The sequence below is a fragment of the Sinosporangium siamense genome (assembly GCF_016863435.1).
In the GTDB taxonomy this organism is placed as follows: Bacteria; Actinomycetota; Actinomycetes; order Streptosporangiales; family Streptosporangiaceae; genus Sinosporangium; species Sinosporangium siamense.
Genome location: NZ_BOOW01000030.1, coordinates 1 through 19,626, shown reverse-complemented (window position 1 = coordinate 19,626; position 19,626 = coordinate 1). Strand labels below are relative to the sequence as shown.

At 64.5% G+C, this 19,626-nt stretch carries 13 protein-coding genes; 10 read left to right on the top strand and 3 right to left on the bottom strand.

The annotated features are described in order from the left end of the window. Positions 1-4 precede the first annotated feature (4 nt). The 7 genes from Ssi02_RS22850 (at position 5) to Ssi02_RS22820 (ending at position 9,723) form a co-directional block, all read left to right on the top strand. Entirely contained in the window at positions 5-319 is a 315-nt protein-coding gene (locus tag Ssi02_RS22850) for a DUF7508 domain-containing protein (protein WP_204028938.1), read from the top strand. A 16-nt stretch (positions 320-335) separates the two neighbouring features. Beyond that, a complete protein-coding gene (locus Ssi02_RS22845) occupies positions 336-1,520 on the top strand; it encodes an acyl-CoA dehydrogenase family protein (protein ID WP_204028936.1) in 1,185 nt (394 codons plus the stop codon). Positions 1,521-1,563: 43 nt separating this feature from the next. Continuing rightward, on the top strand, positions 1,564-3,177 hold the full coding sequence (locus Ssi02_RS22840) for an amidase (RefSeq protein ID WP_204028935.1): 1,614 nt from the start codon (positions 1,564-1,566) through the stop codon (positions 3,175-3,177). 88 nt (positions 3,178-3,265) lie between these two features. Then, complete coding sequence (locus Ssi02_RS22835) at positions 3,266-4,207, top strand: cyclase family protein (protein ID WP_204028934.1); 942 nt, start codon at positions 3,266-3,268, stop codon at positions 4,205-4,207. Between the two features lie 60 nt (positions 4,208-4,267). Continuing rightward, positions 4,268-5,413 carry a thiolase family protein gene (locus Ssi02_RS22830; protein ID WP_204028933.1) on the top strand — a complete coding sequence of 382 codons (1,146 nt, stop codon included), beginning with the start codon at positions 4,268-4,270 and terminating at the stop codon, positions 5,411-5,413. A gap of 934 nt (positions 5,414-6,347) precedes the next feature. Further along, positions 6,348-7,001, top strand: coding sequence for an AbrB family transcriptional regulator (locus Ssi02_RS22825; RefSeq protein ID WP_204028932.1), 654 nt, complete (start codon positions 6,348-6,350; stop codon positions 6,999-7,001). A 1,756-nt stretch (positions 7,002-8,757) separates the two neighbouring features. Further along, positions 8,758-9,723, top strand: coding sequence for a DUF6414 family protein (locus Ssi02_RS22820; protein WP_204028929.1), 966 nt, complete (start codon positions 8,758-8,760; stop codon positions 9,721-9,723). 356 nt (positions 9,724-10,079) lie between these two features. Here Ssi02_RS22820 and Ssi02_RS22815 read toward each other — a convergent pair whose 3' ends face one another. Beyond that, positions 10,080-12,359, bottom strand: a complete 2,280-nt coding sequence (locus tag Ssi02_RS22815) for a hypothetical protein (RefSeq protein ID WP_204028928.1) — start codon at positions 12,357-12,359, stop codon at positions 10,080-10,082. A 418-nt stretch (positions 12,360-12,777) separates the two neighbouring features. Between Ssi02_RS22815 and Ssi02_RS22810 the strand changes: the two genes are divergently transcribed. The 3 genes from Ssi02_RS22810 (at position 12,778) to Ssi02_RS22800 (ending at position 17,737) form a co-directional block, all read left to right on the top strand. Further along, positions 12,778-13,083, top strand: coding sequence for a hypothetical protein (locus Ssi02_RS22810; RefSeq protein ID WP_204028927.1), 306 nt, complete (start codon positions 12,778-12,780; stop codon positions 13,081-13,083). 227 nt (positions 13,084-13,310) lie between these two features. Continuing rightward, complete coding sequence (locus tag Ssi02_RS22805) at positions 13,311-17,327, top strand: PIN domain-containing protein (RefSeq protein ID WP_204028926.1); 4,017 nt, start codon at positions 13,311-13,313, stop codon at positions 17,325-17,327. Between the two features lie 107 nt (positions 17,328-17,434). Next, positions 17,435-17,737, top strand: coding sequence for a hypothetical protein (locus Ssi02_RS22800; RefSeq protein ID WP_204028925.1), 303 nt, complete (start codon positions 17,435-17,437; stop codon positions 17,735-17,737). Positions 17,738-17,772: 35 nt separating this feature from the next. Here the strand turns inward: Ssi02_RS22800 and Ssi02_RS22795 are convergent, their stop codons facing one another. Beyond that, positions 17,773-18,528 carry a tyrosine-type recombinase/integrase gene (locus Ssi02_RS22795; protein WP_204029532.1) on the bottom strand — a complete coding sequence of 252 codons (756 nt, stop codon included), beginning with the start codon at positions 18,526-18,528 and terminating at the stop codon, positions 17,773-17,775. Then, positions 18,528-18,671, bottom strand: a complete 144-nt coding sequence (locus Ssi02_RS22790) for a hypothetical protein (RefSeq protein WP_204028924.1) — start codon at positions 18,669-18,671, stop codon at positions 18,528-18,530. Before Ssi02_RS22790 ends, Ssi02_RS22795 begins: the two co-directional genes overlap by 1 nt. Positions 18,672-19,626: the final 955 nt, after the last annotated feature.

Below are 19,626 nucleotides of genomic sequence, written 5' to 3'. Positions count from 1 at the left end.
GTCCATGTCCAAGCCCTGGACTCCGCTCACGGCTGAGAACGTGGCACTCGTGCCCGCTTCCGTCGGCGTCTTCGAAATCGCCGACGAAATCGGCGTCATCGCCATCGACTTCGCAGGCGGCAACAGTGTGTTCGGCCTCCGAGGGGCACTCGACGAGTGGCGCGGCAAGCAATCGGGGCTGTTGTTCCGGTACGAGAGGACCAATGCGTACCTCTCGCGTTACCGCGAGGTCGTTCAGGTATTCGTCAACGAATTCGGTGCGGTTCCCCGGAACTTGGTAGGCGTCGACGCGCCGGCCGGACGCATTCGATCGAACTAGAACTGGAGGAGCGACCATGGGATTCGCCATCACCGAGACGCAGCGAACTCTGATCGAGAACGTCCGGCGTTTCGTCCGCACCGAGATCATCCCGCTGGAATTCGACCTCGATCCTGACGAGAGCGAACTGAGCCCGTCGGTCCTAGCCGGTCTCGTCGCCAAGACGAAGCAGATGGGGCTGTACAACCTCGACGTCCCGGAGGAACTGGGCGGAGTCGGCGCGGACACTGTGACGCGAACGCTGCTGGCCATCGAGATGTCGCAGCATCGCGCCGGTTTGTACTCGCCGTGCTACAGCGCCTTCGGCCAGCCCGACATGGCACAGCTGTACGAGGCGACCGACGAGCAGAAGGAACGCTACCTGTTCCCGATCCTGCGGGGTGAGAAGAGGTCCTTCTTCGCGCTCACCGAACCGTCCGGAGGAAGCGACCCGGCCCGGGCGATCCAGACCCGCGCGAAGCGCGACGGCTCGGACTGGATCATCAACGGCAACAAGACGTTCATCAGCGGCGCGGACTCGGCCGACTTCGGGCTGGTCTTCGCGCGTACCGGCGACCAGGAGTCCGGGCGCGACGGAATCACGTGTTTCATCGTGGACGCGGACACCCCCGGATTCACCGTGCGACGCGTGATCCACACCCTACGCTCAGGTCACTACCCGACCGAGCTGGTGTTCGAGGATGTGCGAGTGCCGGCCGGTGCGGTCCTTGGGGAGGTCGGCCAGGGATTCGCGATGGCCAACGAGCGGCTGACCAAGAACCGCATCCCCTACGCCGCCGGCTGTCTGGGAGTGGCGATGATGGCGCACCGCATGGCCGTCGAGTACGCCGGCATCCGTTCGGTCTTCGGCTCGAAGCTCGCGGACCACGAGGGGATCCAGTGGATGCTCGTCGACAACGAGATCGATCTCCGGACCGCGGCGGCCATCACGTTGGACGCCGCCGAACGCGCGGACAGCGGTCGGCCGTTCCGTACCGAGGTGGCGATCGCCAAGATCGTCGCTACAGAGGCGGCCGGTCGAGTGGTCGACCGCGCCATGCAGATCCACGGTGGATACGGGGTCTCGAAGGACCTCCCGCTCGAACGCTGGTACCGCGAACTGCGGATCCGCAGGATCGGTGAAGGCTCCACCGAGACCCAGCGGATGATCATCAGTCGTGACATGCTCAAGGGCCGCTACACGAGCTGGATCGACCGATGACCTCGGGCATCCGCTCGTCCCTTCACCGGGGACCTGTCGCGCGATGACATCGGCTGAGCGGCGGGTACGCACCATGTTCGACGTCGTCGGCCTGACGATGAGCGCCGACGAGATCACCTCCATCGCGCACGACTACCAGACGCTGCGGCACCAGGCCGACGAGCTTCACCGGACCGGCGCCGACGGTGTCGCGCGCGACACATCGACACCATCGGCGTTCAAGTCGGCCGACGCAGCTGATCCCATCAGTACTCGGGCCACCGTCCGGACGATCCAGAACACCGCGTCCTCGCTTCGCGACGGGACGACGACAGCAGTCGAGCTCACGAACGATGTCTTCGTGCGCATCGATCGTCTCGACGCGAGGCTCGGGGCGTACGTCAGCACATTCCGCGACGCCGCCCTCAAGGCGGCTGACCGTGCGGACCGCGAACTGGCCGCCGGACAGGACCGAGGCCCGCTGCACGGGATCCCATTGGCGATCAAGGACGTCATCGCCACGGTCGAGGGACCCACACGGGCGAACAGTCTGGTCGCGCCCCGGCAGTGGCGGAGCAACGGCGACGCGACCGCCGTGGCCCGCCTGCGGGACGCCGGCGCGATCATTGTCGGCAAGACGACAACGAACGAGTTCGCTCTCGGACTGAACGACCCCGCCACGGGTTTCCCGATGCCACGCAATTCATGGGCCGCCGATCGCTACGCCGGGGGGTCGAGCTCCGGCACGGCCATCGCGGTCGCTTCCGGCCTGGCCCTCGGCGGACTGGGCACCGACACCGCCGGCTCGATCAGGCATCCCTCCGCGCTCAACGGTGTGACCGGCCTCAAGGTGAGCCTCGGGCGCGTCTCGACCACCGGGACGGTGCCGCTGTCGCCGAGCCTTGACACCGTCGGCCCCATCGCGCGCTCCGCGTGGGACTGCGCCCTGATGTTTCACGCGATCGCCGACCATGACCCGAGCTACAGGGGCTCGAGCCGGCGGCCGGTCCCGCAGTATCTCGATGCGCTGGACGGCTCTGTGCAAGGCCTGCGGATCGGCTGGCCGAAGCGCTACTTCTTCGACACTGGAAACGTCTCCGATCTGGTTAGGACGCGGGTGACCGCGGCCATCTCCGCGCTGCGAGAGGCGGGCGCCGGCGTGGCGGAGGTGAGCCTGCCCAACGCCGACATGGCGAGGATCGCGTGCCAGATCGTGCTGCTGTGCGAGGCGTTCGCCTATCACCGGGACGATCTGGTGGCGCACTGGGCCAAGTACGGGCGCTACGCGCGCGGACTGCTGGCCCGGGGAGCGCTGTACGGCGGCGCGGACTACGTCCAGGCGAAGAAGATCGCGACCGCGTTCGACCGCGAGGTGTCCGAGGCGATGCGCGCCTGCGACGTGCTGATCATGCCGACCATGCCGACGGGCGCGCGGCTCCTCGAGGAGACCGATCCCATGATGATGGATCGCTGGTCCAGCGCATCGTTCACATCACAGTGGAACCTGACCGGGCTCCCCGCATGTGCCGTTCCTATCGGCTTCGACGGAGTCGGTATGCCCGTCTCCATGCAGATCATCGGAAAGCCGTTCGACGAGACCACCGTCCTGCGAGTGGCTGACGCGTATCAACGACTGACCTGCTTCCATCTGGCGGCCCCAGCCATGCCAGGGGACTAACTCATCTCCGCCCCCGCAACGACCGCCCCATGCCGACGGGGCGACCGCGGTCCATCCGCACAGTCGAAACCCCCCAGGAGGAGCCCACATGTCCGACAACCCAGCGTCCGGCGCCAACCGCCAAGTAACCACGAGCCCCTACGGGCCTGAGGATGAGATCGGCCGACTCAACCTGATGAGCCCGGAATCCCGCGCTGCCGTCATCAGTCGCATCGATGCCACCCAGATGTTCGATCTGTCCGTGGACTACTTCATCGGGATGCCCTCGTGGCAGCTATTGGGAGATCCAGCTTACCAGATCTGGATGACGCACACGCCGCACGGTACGGTCATCGACGAACTGCCGGGCATCTCGCGGGAAATGACCGAGTACATCAGTTACTCCGGCGACACGGTGATGATGTACACGCATACCGGTACCCACATCGACACGCTCAATCACTACGGCTACAACGGGCGAATCTACAACAACTTCACTGAGCGGGAGCACCTCGGAACTCGGCACTGGCGCGTCGCGGGCGCCGACAAGATGCCGCCGATCGTGGCTCGAGGCGTCCTCCTCGACTTCGCCGGCCTGCGCGGTGTCGACATGCTCCCCGACCAGTACGGGATCACCCCAGAGGACGTCGACGAATGCCTCGCCGAGCAGGGCGTCGAGATCCAGCTCGGTGACGTCGTGCTCGCCCGGACGGGCAGGATGCGGGCGTGGCCGGACGCCACAGCGTGGGGGGAGAACCCGCCCGGATTGACGCGCGCCGCCGCGGTGCACCTGGTCGAGAAGGGGGCGATGATCGTCGGCTCCGACACCGTGTGCGTCGAGCAGGGGCCGTCGACCGATCCCGACAACTACACGCCGGTGCACACCTATCTTCTCGCCGAGGCGGGTGCGCCCCTGATCGAGGTGCTCGATCTGGAGGCGCTCGCGGCGGCAGAGGTGTACGAGTTCGGATTCTTCGCAGCGTGTCTGCGCCTACGTGGCGCCACCGGGTCGCCGCTGCGTCCGTGGGCCTTCCCCTTCCGCAAGGACTGAGCCCGGTCCGCTGAATCGAACGTACAAGCCGACAAGCCAAAGTGAGTTCAAGGAGATTTCATGCGAGACGCTGTCGTCGTGGCGGCTGTCAGGTCCCCCATCGGCAAGCGGGCAGGAGCGCTCTCGGGCGTCCATCCCGCTGACTTGTCCGCGCGAGTCCTCACGGCCCTCGCAGATCGCGTGTCGCTGGACCCGGCGGTGGTGGACGACGTGATCTGGGGGTGTGTCAGCCAGGTCGGCGAACAGACCTTTGACATCGCGCGTACGTCAGCGCTGTCGGCGGGGTGGCCGGAGTCGGTCCCCGGCACTACGGTCGATCGTCAATGTGGCTCGTCCCAGCAGGCCATTCACTTCGCCTCCGCGGGCGTCATCGCCGGACACTACGACGTCGTCGTGGCCGGCGGGGTCGAGTCGATGTCACGAGTCCCCATGGGGTCGGCTGTCGGCGGTCAGTCACCGCTCGGGGAGCTGTACGCGAAGCGATATGGGGACGGTATGCCGAACCAAGGCCTCGGAGCCGAGCAGATCGCCCGTGAGTGGTCGATCGGTCGCGGCGAACTCGATGCTTACGCCGAGCGTTCCCACCGGCGAGCCGCGAGTGCCGCCGCCGACGGAGCCTTCGACGCGGAGATCGTGGCGATCGAGACCCCCGAAGGAGGCGTGAGCTTCGACGAGGGAATCCGTCCGGACTGCTCGGCCGAAACACTGGCCACCCTGCGGACTCCTTTCCTCGAGGGCGGCGTCGTCAGTGCCGGCAACAGCTCCCAGATCAGCGACGGGGCCGCTGCCCTGCTGATCACCACCTCGGACATCGCGAGCGCACACGGATGGAAGCCTCTCGCGCGGGTTCACACGGCGGTCGTGGTGGGCAGCGAGCCGAACATCATGCTGACGGGGCCGATCCCGGCAACCGCGAAAGCACTGGCGAAGGCCGGCCTGGGCATCGATGAGATCGGGGCGTTCGAGGTGAACGAGGCGTTCGCCTCGGTGCCACTTGCTTGGCAGGCCGTGTACGGCGTGCCCGAATCAGCGCTCAATCCAATCGGTGGTGCAATCGCGCTCGGCCACCCGCTCGGTGGATCCGGCGCACGCATCGCCACAACGTTGATCCACCATATGGCTGACCGTGGAATTCGCTACGGACTTCAGACGATGTGTGAAGGCGGCGGTCAGGCGAATGCAACGATCTTCGAGCTCGTCCCGTGAGCATCCCTGTGGACGCCTGAATTCGGCCACCTGGGGTTTTCCGTTCCCTGCCCGGGAGTGGCAGAGAAGCCAGCGGCTACCTGTCGGCCTCGGCGTCCAGTAGCAGGGCGCGGCATGCCGGACCTGATCGGGGGCGTCATGGGTGGTCGGCCGAGGCGGACGCCGCAGGCGCGGGCGGCGGCCAGGCCCTGTGGGTGCCCCTCGATGAGTTCGCGAATGAACTCGGCCAGGGCGGCCAATAGTGAGCCTTCTTCGTGCGCCCAGCAGGAGGTGAAGCCGTGACGTAGCGGTGGATCTTGTCATTCGTAAGCTCGTCGTCGCTTACCGGTGGAAGTCCGGTCCGAGGAGTTGCCAGGAGGTCCGGCAGCAGGCTGGCGGTTTCGTCTGGAAACGGGCGGGGTCGAAGCCCGGCGTCAAAGGCCCTGCTTGGGGAGCGGGCGGTCGTCACGGGTTGCCGGACAGTGGATCTCGTCGACCAGGTGGACGCGATCGCGCCGAGCTGCTCGACGTCCTGGACGCCCTCTGGGAGATGGCGATCTCCCAGAGGTTCAGAGTCTGGCTGACCTCGGCACCCCGCTCCTGGACCCCGAGCTGGCCCTTTGGTGAGAGAGGCAGGCGACCAAGGTCATCTCCTAAGTCTCTCCCAATAACAGAAAGAGAGCCCGTTCCGCTTAGCGGATCAGGCTCCTGATCTGGTCAAACTGAGTTGGGGTGGCGGTGTGCTGGCTCAGGGCAAAGGAAATCCATGTCGCACGACATAGGAAACCCCGACCGAACGTGTCGCAAGTCGCCGCCGGAGCCCTGGCCGGACTACTGCTGCACTGAACCGGCAGCTCCGCAGGATTCGCAACGGCAGCCACCCGGACCACTCTGCAATTCCACCTAGACCATGTGCTGACCTGGGCATTTCCATGCCGGTACTAGCCTGCCAAGCATGCGAGTTGCGCTGCGGGCCGCCGACGGCAGTGCCCGCGAGATCGCCGGATGGGCGATGATTCTGCCGATCATCGTGGCTGCTGGCGAGCTAGGCGAACCGGAGCTGCCTTCCCCGCACATGCTGATCCCGTTGCTGCTCGGGCTGCTCGCGGCCATGACCGGGCTGGTGCGCCGCCGCCCGCCCGCTGTGCTCAACAGGGGGGCGCAGGCGCTGCTCGGCGTGCTCATGGGGACCTACCTGAACGTGGCGGCGCTCGGGCAGGTGGCGAGGTCGATCGCGCCGCTGGTCATGGTGACGCTGGCCACGCTGGTCATCTGCCAGGGGGCCGCGTGGGCGATGATGCGGTTCGGCGGGGTGGATCGGGCCACGGCGACTCTGGGCATGATCGCGGGAGAATCGGCCGCCGCGGTGGCCTCGGCTCAGGATCTCGACGCGGACGGGCGTCAGGTGGTGTTCATGCAGTACCTGCGGCTGGGTTTCGTCGTGGCGAGTACGCCACTGCTGCTGAGCGTGATCCTGCCGTCCCAGGCGGGCGCCGCGGGCCCGTCGCAGGAGGCAGGCGATCGGAACAGCCTCGCCGGTGGGCGCGGGTGTCCAGATGAGTGCTCGCCCAGGTCTGCCGGTCAGGAGGTAGACTTCGCGAGCTCCTAAGCTCGCGCGCCGGTGCCCAAAAGCGCCCCCGGGATCGAGATCGCCCTTTGGGGAGAGAGACAGGTGATCAAGGTCATCTCCCAGGTCTCTCCCAGTAACAGAAAAAGAGCCCGTTCCGCTTAGCGGATCAGGCCCCTGATCTGGTCGAACTGGGTCGGGGTGGCGGGATTTGAACCCACGGCCTCTTCGTCCCGAAGCAGTCGAGACTGGGGCGGCACATGGACCCACGGTGTCGGTGACCTGCTGTTTCTATCCATGGTGATCCACCGGTGTCCGGGGTCGTCCGTAGCCGTTGTCACTCGGTTCGTCACTCAGTCCTGAGCCCGATCCGGGCCGCTACTTTGGCTCGTCGCACCTCTGAGACTGGGGTAGTACAACACCTCGACATACGTGATCCGGTTACGTACAACGTCAAGGATCAGGTCGCCCTTCTCGGGGATTAGCGGCACGCAACGATGCTCGGGACCGTAGGCCCCACCAGGGGGTGGGTTGTGTAGAAGCTCTGGCAGAGATCGTCCCCGCACCCGCACCACTGGTAGAGCCGGACATCCCGCGCAACGATCGCAAGCTCGGGTTCCCCGTCCTTCTCAAGGCATGAGATCAGGTCCGTGATGAGGTCTGGGAAGAGCTCGCGGACCAGGGGGTAAGTCCCATCCATGTGATGATCGTATTCCCGTGCATATCCCTCTGTGAGCTGGCAGCCATTGCTGGCCTTCGCACCGCGAACGTACGGCCGGGGAGCTGTCCGCCGCTCAGGCTTCTCAAAATCCATGACGCTTGAGCACTCGGCCGGAGGGCGTCACGGCACCTAAGCTAAGGACTACATGCGTGTCGTGTGGACGGGAAAGTCCTTTTCGGCTACGCCAATAGCGCCGAACCCCGCTTCCTCTTCCAACTGTTCCTCACAGTGGACACCTCGCGGGTCGTGGCCGCCTCGGAGTGAGCCAGGAGCCTAGGAGCAGCGAGTAAATCAGTATGGGCGGCCGCGCGCACTTCTATTGGTCCCCAACCACTTGCGAACCCGGCTCTTGCCCCTGGAGATCATCCCGGAGACGGAGCCGGAGCGCCCCCGCCGGAGGCGTAGGTCGTACGGTCACGTGCATGGGCCCCCGGTGCACCGCTGATGCTCGCCACATCTGGAAGGCCTAAGTAACGCGCTGAGGGCAGGCGGACACCATTCAAGGTGAGTTGCTGCGGGCAGTGGAGATACTCCGGGACGAGGCCCAGCGCAACGGCCACGTCAACTGGGGTGAGCTGTTTGGGCAGCTTCTGACTTACCTGCGCGAAAAGCTCCCGCGCCGGGATTGTTCGATGCGGAGACCTTGAAGGAGCTGTCCACAGATCTGGGTCGCTCCGCTGACTTTGAGTATCCACTTGCTGACGATGAGCCCCTCGATCGCATCACTTGCCGCGTCGTCGACTGGTACCGCGCTCATCCTGAGCTGGTACCGCGTGAGCACGTCTGAAGTTGCCGGCAGCGGTGCGGCCCCAGTACGGCGGGTTGGGTGCGGCGCGCGAGCGGCGCGGTATGCGGGCCGATCTCCGCCGCCGTTCGGGACCGGCGCCTACGCCGCACGTCCGGCCGGCGGTGCCGTGCAGTGGCGCCTCACGCCCCCGCCCTTGATACCCATGAGAACAGTTCGGGCAAATCGTGGGTCAGCTCTGCAATCCTGACGGTTTGGAGAAACAGCCTTGCGAGCCAAGATCATCTGTTATGTGCTTCGAGCTGGGAGATCTGACTGGAGGGCTAATGGTAATGGATTACGAAAACAAGCTGCATTTCTTGGCGCATCCGGTCTACCTTGATGTGCCAATGATGATGAGTTTCCTGGCTCAAATTCAAGGAGGTGTGGCGATGGAAGAAGAGGAAACTCGCAAAGAAGGGAAGGTGGGTGAAAAGAACCTCAAGGGAACAGGTAAGGCGAAGCTCCCTTCGCTGTCTGGGATTTTCGGTGTTGAGGTTGGGGTAGAAGGTGGAGGTGCTTGGAAGAGGGAAGGGCTGGTTGAGTCCAAAGCTGCTAAGCAACACACGGAAGTAAGCTTGTTTAATGCACTATACGCTTATCTTCATGGTGCCCAGAAAATAGTTTCTCTGCAAGATGCCGGTCAGCTGGGTCAGCTTGGGTCTGGAGACTTGATAGAGCTTTCCGGTTCTTATGCAGGAAACCCGCTGGAAGAAAATCTTTCATTCTTTATGCAAATTACTCCGTATCTCGATATGGAGGATGAGGGCTCCGGAAATAAGAAAGAAAACGCTCCCTCCAGGTCGAAGAGGAGGAGGAGCGTTCCGGCGCGTACGCAATCTCCCGAGGTTGAAGTGCAACGTCAGGTCGAGGCCGCAGCAAGTGCCCAGATGGATTACGGATGGAGAATAGCTCGGCGCCTCTATGAGGATATTAGCAGTGCTCCTGTACATGATGTTCTAATTCGCATGGATGAAACTCTTAAAGCGATTCTTACTGTGTCTTCCGAGTTTCACACCTCTGCCACCAGTGAGTACCTCCGCTCAGGAGAGTTTAAGGTTCTAGGCAAGGTTACCCAAGTGCTCACCGACGATCAGAATGTCAATCTGGCTCGCCGTACCGTGCTGGGTGTTGCGGGAGGGGATATGGTTAACGAGATGGTGGACAATCTTAGATCTAGTGCTGGGCTTCACTTCGATGTGGCTGACCCGATTGGGGCGCCCGCGATTCAGATTCTCCCAATGGCAATTTTTGTTTAGCTTCAACTTTAGAGGTGATGCGCTTGATGTTGAATGATAAAACATGTCTTGGGGGGTGCATGTGGCCCGATGGCCAATTGTGGCGACTCCTTATGGTAGCCATTTGGTGTCGAGATCATTCCACGTATATCCCGTAAGTGCTGTATGAACTTCCTCGCGCTGAAGTACGACCGTCGGATTAGAGGTGGAAGGTGCGTTTCTCCGCTCTCAGCGCCCTGGCCTGGCACCTATCAAATCGCCTTGCCTTTGCCTCGGTAAGGCGATCCTGCACATATTCCGGATCTTGCACTCCAGTCCACCCGCTGGCCTCATAGGAGTTTCCAATACATCAGTTCGCCCGCTCAGGGCGGAGCAGATCAGCCAAGTCCTTGGTTGGGGCCGGGGACTGAGGCACCCGCAGGGTGGCCTCGCTTACCGACGGTGGTCGCAACTTCGGCAGCGGGCCGCATCCGTAACGTCCTGACGATTAGGTCGAGCTCGGGGTCGTCGGTCCATGGCTCGTCGAGTTGCACAAGGACAGCAACCCTACCCGGCTGGTTGGCTATGACCCCGATGCCGGTCCAGGAAGCGATGTGCTCCAGGTGTTTGCGGGCACGGCACCAGGTGAGCAGCCTCTCGCGGAGTTGCTCAACTGTGCATTCCTTTCCGACGGACATGCCCGTGACACCGAACGAGGAGTGGGAGTCGGTGAACAGACGGGTCTCGTCGTGCGGGCGCCCATCGAGTCGGGTACGACGGGCCAATCTGCGCACCATCGTGGCAATCTGGTTCCGGACGTTGCGGTCGCCCTCGTGCAGGTTGAGGGCAGCGGTGGTCCATCCGTCGGCGCGTTCACACTCGAGCTGGGTGATCAGCTCACGGAACGCTTTCGGTGACCATTCCTGCCGCGGTTTCGGTGCTGGCGTTCGGCGCTGACCTGTTTGGTGCAGGTAGTAGGCGTCCAAGGGGTCGGTCATGGATAGCGTGAAGAACCCGGTGGTGGGGTTGCCGTCCTGGTCGACGTGATCACCCAAGTACAGGCCCTGGTCGAGGAACATCATGAACAGGTCGAGTTCCTCGGATGCGGTGATCATATCGAGGTTGATCGCCTGCTCGTGCTGGTGCAGGTAGTGCAGCAGCTGCGCCGGTCCCTCCACGATCTCGCAGATGACCCAGAGGTCGAGCAGGCTCACGATCCACGGCAACTCGCGTCGTGACGGCAGGATCCCGGCGTCAACGAACGCGGATGCGCTGCCAGTGATGCTGGTGACGTCTTCCAGGGTGACGGCGATGGGGAAGATCCGTCGCACATGGGCGAAGTCAAACTCGGTCTGGTCTCGACTGCGGACGTGCAGCCGGCCGTCGCGGGCCAGCGTGGTGCGCAGACGGTCAGCCTGTTGGACGGTGTCAGCGACGATGCGGGTGAAGTCACGGCTCATCCGCGCCGAATCGCCCGAGCGCGCTCGCGGGCTAAGGCTGACGGCCTTGGCCTCTACAGCGAGCGCGACCCGGTCGCACACCAGGAGCGCATCGCTTTCCACAGCGCGTCCGTCAGCGAGTACGAACTCGATGTTGCGGTGCACCTCTTCAGAGCCGAGCCGCTCCTGCAAGGCGGCCACCGCCGCCTCTTCGACCCAGTCACCGCGGTGTTTGGCATAGCGGTCGAAGACCTTGTGCTGCTTGAAGGCGTCCTCAATGAGTTCCCGGAGGCCAAACAGCAGGTTCCCGACGTTGATCGGGAAGTAGCCGACCGCGGGGTCGTGGAGCACGGCCCTGGTTCGCAGCGGATTGCGGCCACGGAAGTAGTCCTCGACCAGATCCACTGCCGGCCTGGTACCAAATGGCTGCGAAAACAGCCGAAGCACGGCCTCGATCGCGGAACAATCCTCGCCGAGCATGGCGGCGAGTTGCTCGGCGGAAATAGCGACCCGGCGCCCCAACCGGTCCGACACGATCGCCGCGACAGACACACGTACCCTGTCCAGCCGCTCACGGTCCATCGCCTTGCGACCGCGCCGGGGACGGCGCGTGGCGGTCGCGTCCATGGCGACAGGCTCAGCGGCTCGTGGGGCGGCCAGGATGTGCTCCCGGGCGGCGTCCACGCTGTCCCAGTAGGCGTTCTCGATCATCATCTGGAAACCGTCGATGACCTTGAGCGCCTGTTCGATGGTGAAGCCGAGGGTCGTAGCGAGCAGGTCCGCCACCGGCGGCTCGCAGAACAGCCCTCGCAGCAGGCGCTCCTGCAAGTGCGGGTAGCTCAGGTTGCGCAGCAACATCTCCCGCTCCACCATGTGATAGCGCAACCGCCAGTCAGGCCCGCTGTCGGCTTGCCGCGCAAAGTTCAGCAGATGCCCCGCGTCGATAAGGCGACGAAGGCCTGCGTCCAAATCACGGCAGAGCTGGGCAACCGCCCCGGGGTCCACGATGTCGTGTGATTCGAGTTCGCGGGGCCGCGAGTCGCCGCTCATCGCGTTGGCCGACGGCCGTTCCATCACAAGGAGCGCCGCGAGCTCCACCAACGCCGACAACCCGTCATGCGTGCTCTCCTGATAATCCTCGGCGTACGCCATGTTCGCACGCTGTAGCCACGCCAGGACGTCGAACGCATGCCAGGAACTCGTCCGCTCGGCTAACTCGGCGACGACCGTATTCATCATCGCCGCTGTCCGAGTGGCCGCCTCCTCCCACGACTCGGCCTCATTCATTAGGGCCGTGAGGGCCTCGGTGGACCGGAGCACTCGACGCTGGAACACCTCTACTTGCGCGGCCGCGTCAGCATCGGCAGGCCGCCAACCCTGCTGATGGTGTCCAGCTGCCCGCTGCCGTCGAGACCCTTTTGCCATGCTGGCAACCTACCTGTGGGGTCCGACATTTCGTCCGCATTATCGCGGTAGTCGGTACATCGGACGTCGCCACTGTGTGAGTTCGGACCAGCGTTGCACCGCCGCGCAATTTCAACCGCAGGTTTGACTTTCGAGTTGAGCAGGCGGGACCCGGAAAGCCGAGTAGGAACGCGATCAGGCCTGCGGCACCGCCGCGGCACACGCCGAAGAGGCCGACCGGCTCCGCCAGGCGTTGGCCGCCGAACAACAGCAGCGCGAGCAAGCCGTCACTGCGGCCGCTGTGGCCGAGCAGGCCCGCGAGGCCGCGACCCAGGCCCGAGCCGACGCCGCTGGTGAGGCGGATCGGCTGCGTGGCGAGCTTGCCGACACCACCAGCGCGCTGCGCGCCGCTCACCTGCAGCGAGAGGAAGCCATCACCGCCGCCGCCGTGGCGCAAGCGTTGCTGAACAAGAAGGACAGTGCCGCCCGGCCCGAAAAGTCACCCCCAGATGCCTCATCGCAGGAACGGTCACATCCGGCTAGCAGAACGGCACCCTGAACTCGGGGCTGACCTCCGCCTGGGTGAACTCACGCTTAGGGGCACTGCACGTGAGCTGACATGCCTACGTTGCGAGAGATTTCCCTGACAACAAGCCCATGCAGCCGGACGAGCACGCTGGGCGGTGGCGTAGCGGTGGTTGCTAGGCACAAGGGCGGCTGTCTGAGCCTCTGCGCCTGCTTGTCGCCGATCGGCTGAGGCGTAGGATTGCAGGGAACAATAAGGACATGGAACCCCTACCAGCGCCGAGTGCGAGCGGTGTCATAATCGCCGGCTACATGTATCAGTGGCTCATTGCCTGGCAGGGGTGCATCACCGCGCTGCGTGACCGGGAACGATCCGAGAGCAATCCGGTGATCGCCGTTGGAGTGGAAGCCGACGGCGCCGGGAATCTGGATGACGTCGTGCTGTACCGGGCGGCGGCGCCTCACTCGTATGCGCAGGTTAAGTACGCCGTCGATGCTACCTCTCCGGTCAATGAGAAGTACCTGCTAGCTCGCAGCGAGTCGGGTGGCCCATCCATCCTTGCCAAGATCTCAAAGGCCTGGCGCACGCTCGCCGCAGACGGTGAGGTCGAGCTGGCGCTCGTTACCAGCCGCGCGATCGACCCGAGCGACGCGCTGCTCTCCTGTTGTGATTCGCGCACCCTGTTCTTGCTGCCCAAGGCCGGACAGAAGACAGCGCGCTCCGCGCTAGGAAAGGCTCGAGCCCGCTGGGCAGCGGCTGCTGAGTTGTCCGAAGAAGAGCTGCTGGAGCTACTGGGGGTCTTGAAGTTCGATACCGGTGTCACACCGCCCCGGCTTCGCGAGGCGGTGGCCGCGCAGATGAGTGCCTTAGGGCTTCCTGATGACAACCTAGCCCTGGAAGCGGGAGGCAACTGGGTCGCCCGACAGGTCCGAGATGGACGCAAGCGGCTTGAGCTGGCCGTCATCGATCAGGGTGTTTCGGAGCTGTGGCCTCATGAGTTCCCAGTCCGTGCTCGGGGCGCTCGCATGCGGGCCGGCACTGCTCAGCCGGGCATGGACAACAATGACGAGGCTCTGCAGGGGCGGCTTCGCCAGTTGCCCCCGGCATGCGAGGCGCAGATCATGGCGGCCTGGCAGAGCCAACCGGATTCGACCTGGCAACTGGTAACGGACCTGACCGCTGTGCAGGCGCGTCCGGCTGATGTCGTCGCCGGGTGGGCCCGGCACCTGCCGCCGTGGTTGGACAGCGCCGCCTGGCAGATCCAGTTGGCCGCCGGGGAACTGGCTGGAGCCTACGGTGCGCCGCGTTTGGCGGCGGATCTGTTCGTGCGGGCTGCGGAGCACGGTGCGTTCCGCCGGGATTTCTGCCTTGCGCGGGCGGCGTTCATCTACCACGAATTGGACGATACGGCGGCCGCTTGTCAGGTGCTGGAAAAGCTGGGACCACCGCCGTCACCAGACCCTTACGCTCGAGCCGCTGTAGCGCTGCTCGCCGGTGATGTGCAAGCCGCGGCCGAGGAACTCGATCGGTGGGTACCGGAGCCGGCCGATCAAATGGTCCACGCGCTGGCGAGGGTCAGTGTCGCACTCCTGCTCAGCGGACAGTCTTTCACTCGTGAATGTCTTAACGAGATGTTGCAAATCGCCACCGACGTTCTTGCCGCGCAGCAGTCAAGTACCTTCTCGATCCTCCGTGCCCGTTTCCTTATAATCCGGGCGCGGCGAGGCGAATCACCGAACTGGGATAATGACCTCAGGGAAGCTCTCAACCTGCTCTTGAAAGCCCGAGATGATCGCCGGGTCTTCCGCGGAGACAGCACCGAAGCGGTCATCCATGCCTGTCACGCCGCGCAGTTGATGGCCGATCCTCACATGGTCATCACCTTGGGCACGGTCAGTGATAACGGCGCCACCGCGCTGGAGGCGAGCTCCCCGATCGTGCACGAGTACGTCGCCATCGCCGCTCTGGAGATCGGTGACCTTTCCCGCGCCCGCGAACATCTGGCCACCATCACCAGCGAGTCGGCACGGGCACGGCTTGCACCCCTGCTGGCCGAAGCCGAACATCGTGATCCTGAGCCGTTGTGGCGGCGAGCCATCGAAATGGCTGAAGACGATGAACAACTCGCACGGGCGCTGTTCGGACTGGCGCGGTGCGGCGTCCTAGACCTGCCGAGGCTGGAGGAACTCACCGTCCGGTACCCCAATGAGGTCGTTGAGCTCCGGGCCGTGGCCGAGCTGGCGTCAGGGAACACAGGGTGGGCCATCGCCCAACTGCGCTCACGCCGCCGGTCCTCGATCACCGCCGCGATGAATCTGGCGCAAGGCTATGGAGCCCTCGGGAGAATGGACGATCAGGTACAGACCTTGACCGACGCCGCCGATCACTTCGGCGACGCCTCCCTGCGCTTCAGTGCGGCCACGGTGCTGACCCGTGCTGGCCGTAACGCCGAAGCCGAGCGCGTCTTGGATCGGTTACTGTCCGACACTCCGCCTGAGTGGAGCGGCCGCGCCGAGGCGCTGCGTCTGGCGGCTCATGTCGCCTACGACGACCACCGTTTGGACCGTGTATGCGACTTGCTGGGCATGGTGCTTCGCCTGGAGCCAGATGATACGCGTACCCGCTGGACATTGATCCGGATCCTCATCAACCGGGGTGACCTGACTGCGGCCTGGCGGCATCTCAGCAAGGCTCCCCACCCGCTCGACCCAACAAGCGTGGCCGATGCGCGTGCATGGATTCAGCTTCATGTGCGGCGTGCGTCGGCCAAGGAGACGGTAACCGGCTGCGTGCGACTGCTGCGTCGCTTCATCGATGATGAAGAATTCAGCTTGTTCATCATCACCAATCTCCTGGCGTTATCGAGCCGCGACGATCCGCTTTCGGAAGTTCTGAACGCCGAGGTCCAGGACGCAACGGAGCGCTTCTTCGAGCGCTGGCCCGCCCAGCGCGCGCAGCGGCTGCACAGCTTCGATCCGCATCGGATCATCGATGACATCAGCGACCTGATACGCCCTGACCCGCAAGATCAACTTACCCGCAAACGGCTGGTTCGCGGCCTCCTGACCGGCCAACTGCCGCTGAGCTTGCTGGCCGCCTCCGCCCATCGCACCTATGCCGAGGTTCTGATCGACCGGGATGACATCGTCATCGCCGCGCGCCACCCCGGCCCTGTCGACCTGATGGCGTGCGCTGAGACAGTGCGGCGTCACGCTGACAAAGACGCGGTTCAGGACACCGCGGCGGCGCTGGTACTCCAAACACTGCCTCCACAGCTGCGCGAGGATGTTCTGGGGGTGTTCGCTCGCGTCATGACAACCGATGCAGTCATGCTGGATGCGCTGGGTGCCAGCGACAAGTTGGCCCTGCGCAAGGTCGGCACTGCGGTATGGGACGATCGACACGACAGGGTTCAGGTGATTGCCGTCTCACCGGCCGAGATCTCTCGGCAGGTCAGCCAGGCCTCGGCCCTGCTGAGCGCGATCGAAAGTCTGACCCGCATCCCGCAGCCTGCTACCGAGGCGTTCGACCGCCTGGACGCGCCGGCGATTCGCGCATGGGCGTCGGTTGCTGACCTTGCCCAGCAGCGGCAGGTCGCACTCTGGAGTGACGACTCCGTGCTGCGGGCCCATGCTCGGCAGGTGGGCATTGCGACGACGTCTACAACCGCAATCTTGGACTATCTCCTCGGCGCGGGCCGCATCACGGCCGAGGCTCACGAGCAGGCCATCCGCGCCCTGATAAAAGCCCATATCGGAGACATGCCGCTGAATGAACCACGCCTGCTCGAACTCGCTGAAGACGAGGGCTGGCGACCCACACATGTGGCCCTGGCCTTGAGCCGCCCCGCAGCCTGGGCTGATGCGCTGCGCGCCGTCAATCTGTTCGGCCGGCTCACCATCCAGATTCGCTCGCATTGCCCCGAGACGCTCCCACGGTGGTTGTACTACGCCGTTCGGGGCGCTGCCATCAGCGCAAATACTCCGGAGGCCGCCACCGACATCACCGCTTTGCTCCTGACCGTCGCCATCCAGGTCGGACGGACACCTGCGCATGCCGCGTTGCCTCTGATGACTGCGGCCCGAGACGGTCTCGCCTACGGCGCTGATCCCGATAGCCCCGCCAGTCCTGACCCTTTGCCCAGATGCGCGTGCTTGCTACGTGATGACTTCGCGCAAGAGCTGTCCATAGCGGAGGCTACGCGTCTTGCCCTTTCTCTGTTTGCTGGTCTTGCTGATCCGGATCGGTACGCGGTCCTTGAGGCGCTATTCAGTTGACGCCTGGGTGACATTCATCGACGCCATCCTGCTGCACGAGGTGAGTACGAGATCCCGCAGGGCGGGCTCGCGCGCGTGTCCGTTCGCAAAGACGGATTTCATCGCGGATGAATAGGCATGGGTGGGTGTGGGTGAGCACCTGCTGCGGCGTCCGCCAGGTCCAGCCGCAGTCGGTAGCGGCGCGGCCCGGCGAGAACGCGCCGAACCTGATCGTGATCCTCGATCTGCCCGGCCTCCTGGCCGACCACCTGCGCACCGCCAGCGACAGCCCCGTCCGCAAAGCCCTCACCACTGGGCAGATCATCCGCCGCGGCCAGGGCCACTCGGTGCGCCTCGCGGCCCCGCTTGCCCTCACCGCGCCGTCCTGGAACGGGGGTCTTCTCCCGAACGTGCCCCCAGCCGCCAGTTAGCGGTGCGATGAGAAGAGTGGGGCGCTAAGCCCTGGTCAGCGGAATCTGCGGCGGGCGGCCGGGTCTTCCTCGGCGGTGATGCGGGCGGAGGTCTGCTCATCGAGCTGGACGTAGCGACCGAGGCTCGCCAGGTGGGCGTGCAGGGACTTGACCTGGAGCTCGGGTGCGCTGCGACCAGCCTCGGCCAGGTGCTGCAACGCGCTGTGGCGGAGCTGGTGCAGCGTCCAGTCCTGACCGTGGGGGTCTAGGTCGGCGCTGGCCTGCTTGAACAGATACTCGGCTCGCGGATAGGACAACCGGCCCCGACCGGTGATCGGGCAGACGTCGGCGGCTGCGGGCACCCGGGAACCGGCGGCGGGAGCGCGCCGGTCGGCCAGGAACAGCGGTCCGCCGGTACGGCCCTTGATCAGGCGGGGCAGCAGGCGGGCGGTGCCGGTGGCCCAATGCACGTACTCGACGGCGCCGCCCTTGGAGATCACTCGGGCGCGGCGGAACTCCATGTCGGGGTCATCGACATCGAGGGTCAGGGCCTCTTCTGCTCTGGCGGCCGTCTCGTAAAGTAATCGCCACAGCAGGCGTTCGCGCAGCGCGTGGCCGGCACCGATGAATAGGGCCTCCAGCCGGACACGCGGGATAGCGCGGTCGCTGCGGCGGGCGGCTCTGCGGCGCTGTAGGCGCCGGGCGGGGTTGACGGCCAGCAGTTCCTGGCGCTGGGCCCAGGGGGTGGAGGAGACCAGCGCAGACAGGTGCCGGTTCCAGGTCGCGGCCGCTGCGGACTCCCACTGGTTCATCACGGCGGCGTCGTCGGCGGGCTCCAGGTCGGCGGCGGGCCGGGGCCGGCTTGTGCGGTCAGGCGGGCCAGGGTATCGGCGTAGCTTTGGCGAGTGGTCGTGGTCTGGATAAAGGACAGGAAGCGTTCGACCGAGGCCGCCACGCTCGGTCCACTGCTGGAGGCGTCGGGGCAGGGCTCAGGGAAGGGGACGGCCGACCCGGGCACCTCCACGCTGATATGACATACAACGTTGCGGAGTCGCCGTCTGCCCTGCCGTCGGCGAGCGAAGCTGATCAGACTGGAAAACCCGTCCCACATGCCAGCCATCAGACGTATTCTGGATCGCGTCCATAGGGATGGTTTTGGCATTGGCACTCGGCTGGGTTTGGACTTCAGCCCAAGGTCAACGAGACGAAGGCAGCCACTTTCGGTCAATGCTGCTCACCTCTCCGTGGTAAGGCGACCCGGATGGTTCCCGGCAGCCGACCTAGCCCTACCTCACGCCTAGCCATGAGATGAATCAACTCCTGCACCGCAGAAGCGGAAATTTCTCCAGGCAAAGGAGTAACGTGGAAGGGTTGCCTCTGTGGTTGCGTGTACTCAACGCGGCCCTGACTGCCCTGCCTCTTCTAGTGCGCTTGTTCTGGCGTTCTCTCTGGCGTTTGCCCTTTGGTCACTTTTGCCAGTAAGTCGTCGGGATTGGGCACTTGAGGTGCTAGATCGCTTCGTGCAGTGGATCAAAGCAATGTTCGGCAGCGGTGGTGGGGACGCCTGACATGCACCACACCCCGTGGGGCCGAGATGTTCGGTCCCATGGGCCTGGGGAGCAGCAATAACTTGGTTTCAAGCGATCCCGCCTATCAGTCGGATACCGTATGAAGGTGGAATGGCGCTCGCGGGGCCCTACGCTTGCCGGTAAATCCACTTGCTGGTCTAGGGACGGCCCACGGAACAGGCGCGACCTCGCCGAACCAGCGATTCGGCGGAATAAATTTCTGATAGTTGCCATCGTATCTCATTTCCCACAGGATAAGCAACGTCAGGTAGTGCATAGTTAGCAGCTATGCGTCTCGTATAATTCCATCTTCCCTGTACAATTTCTCCCTCATTCGCACAG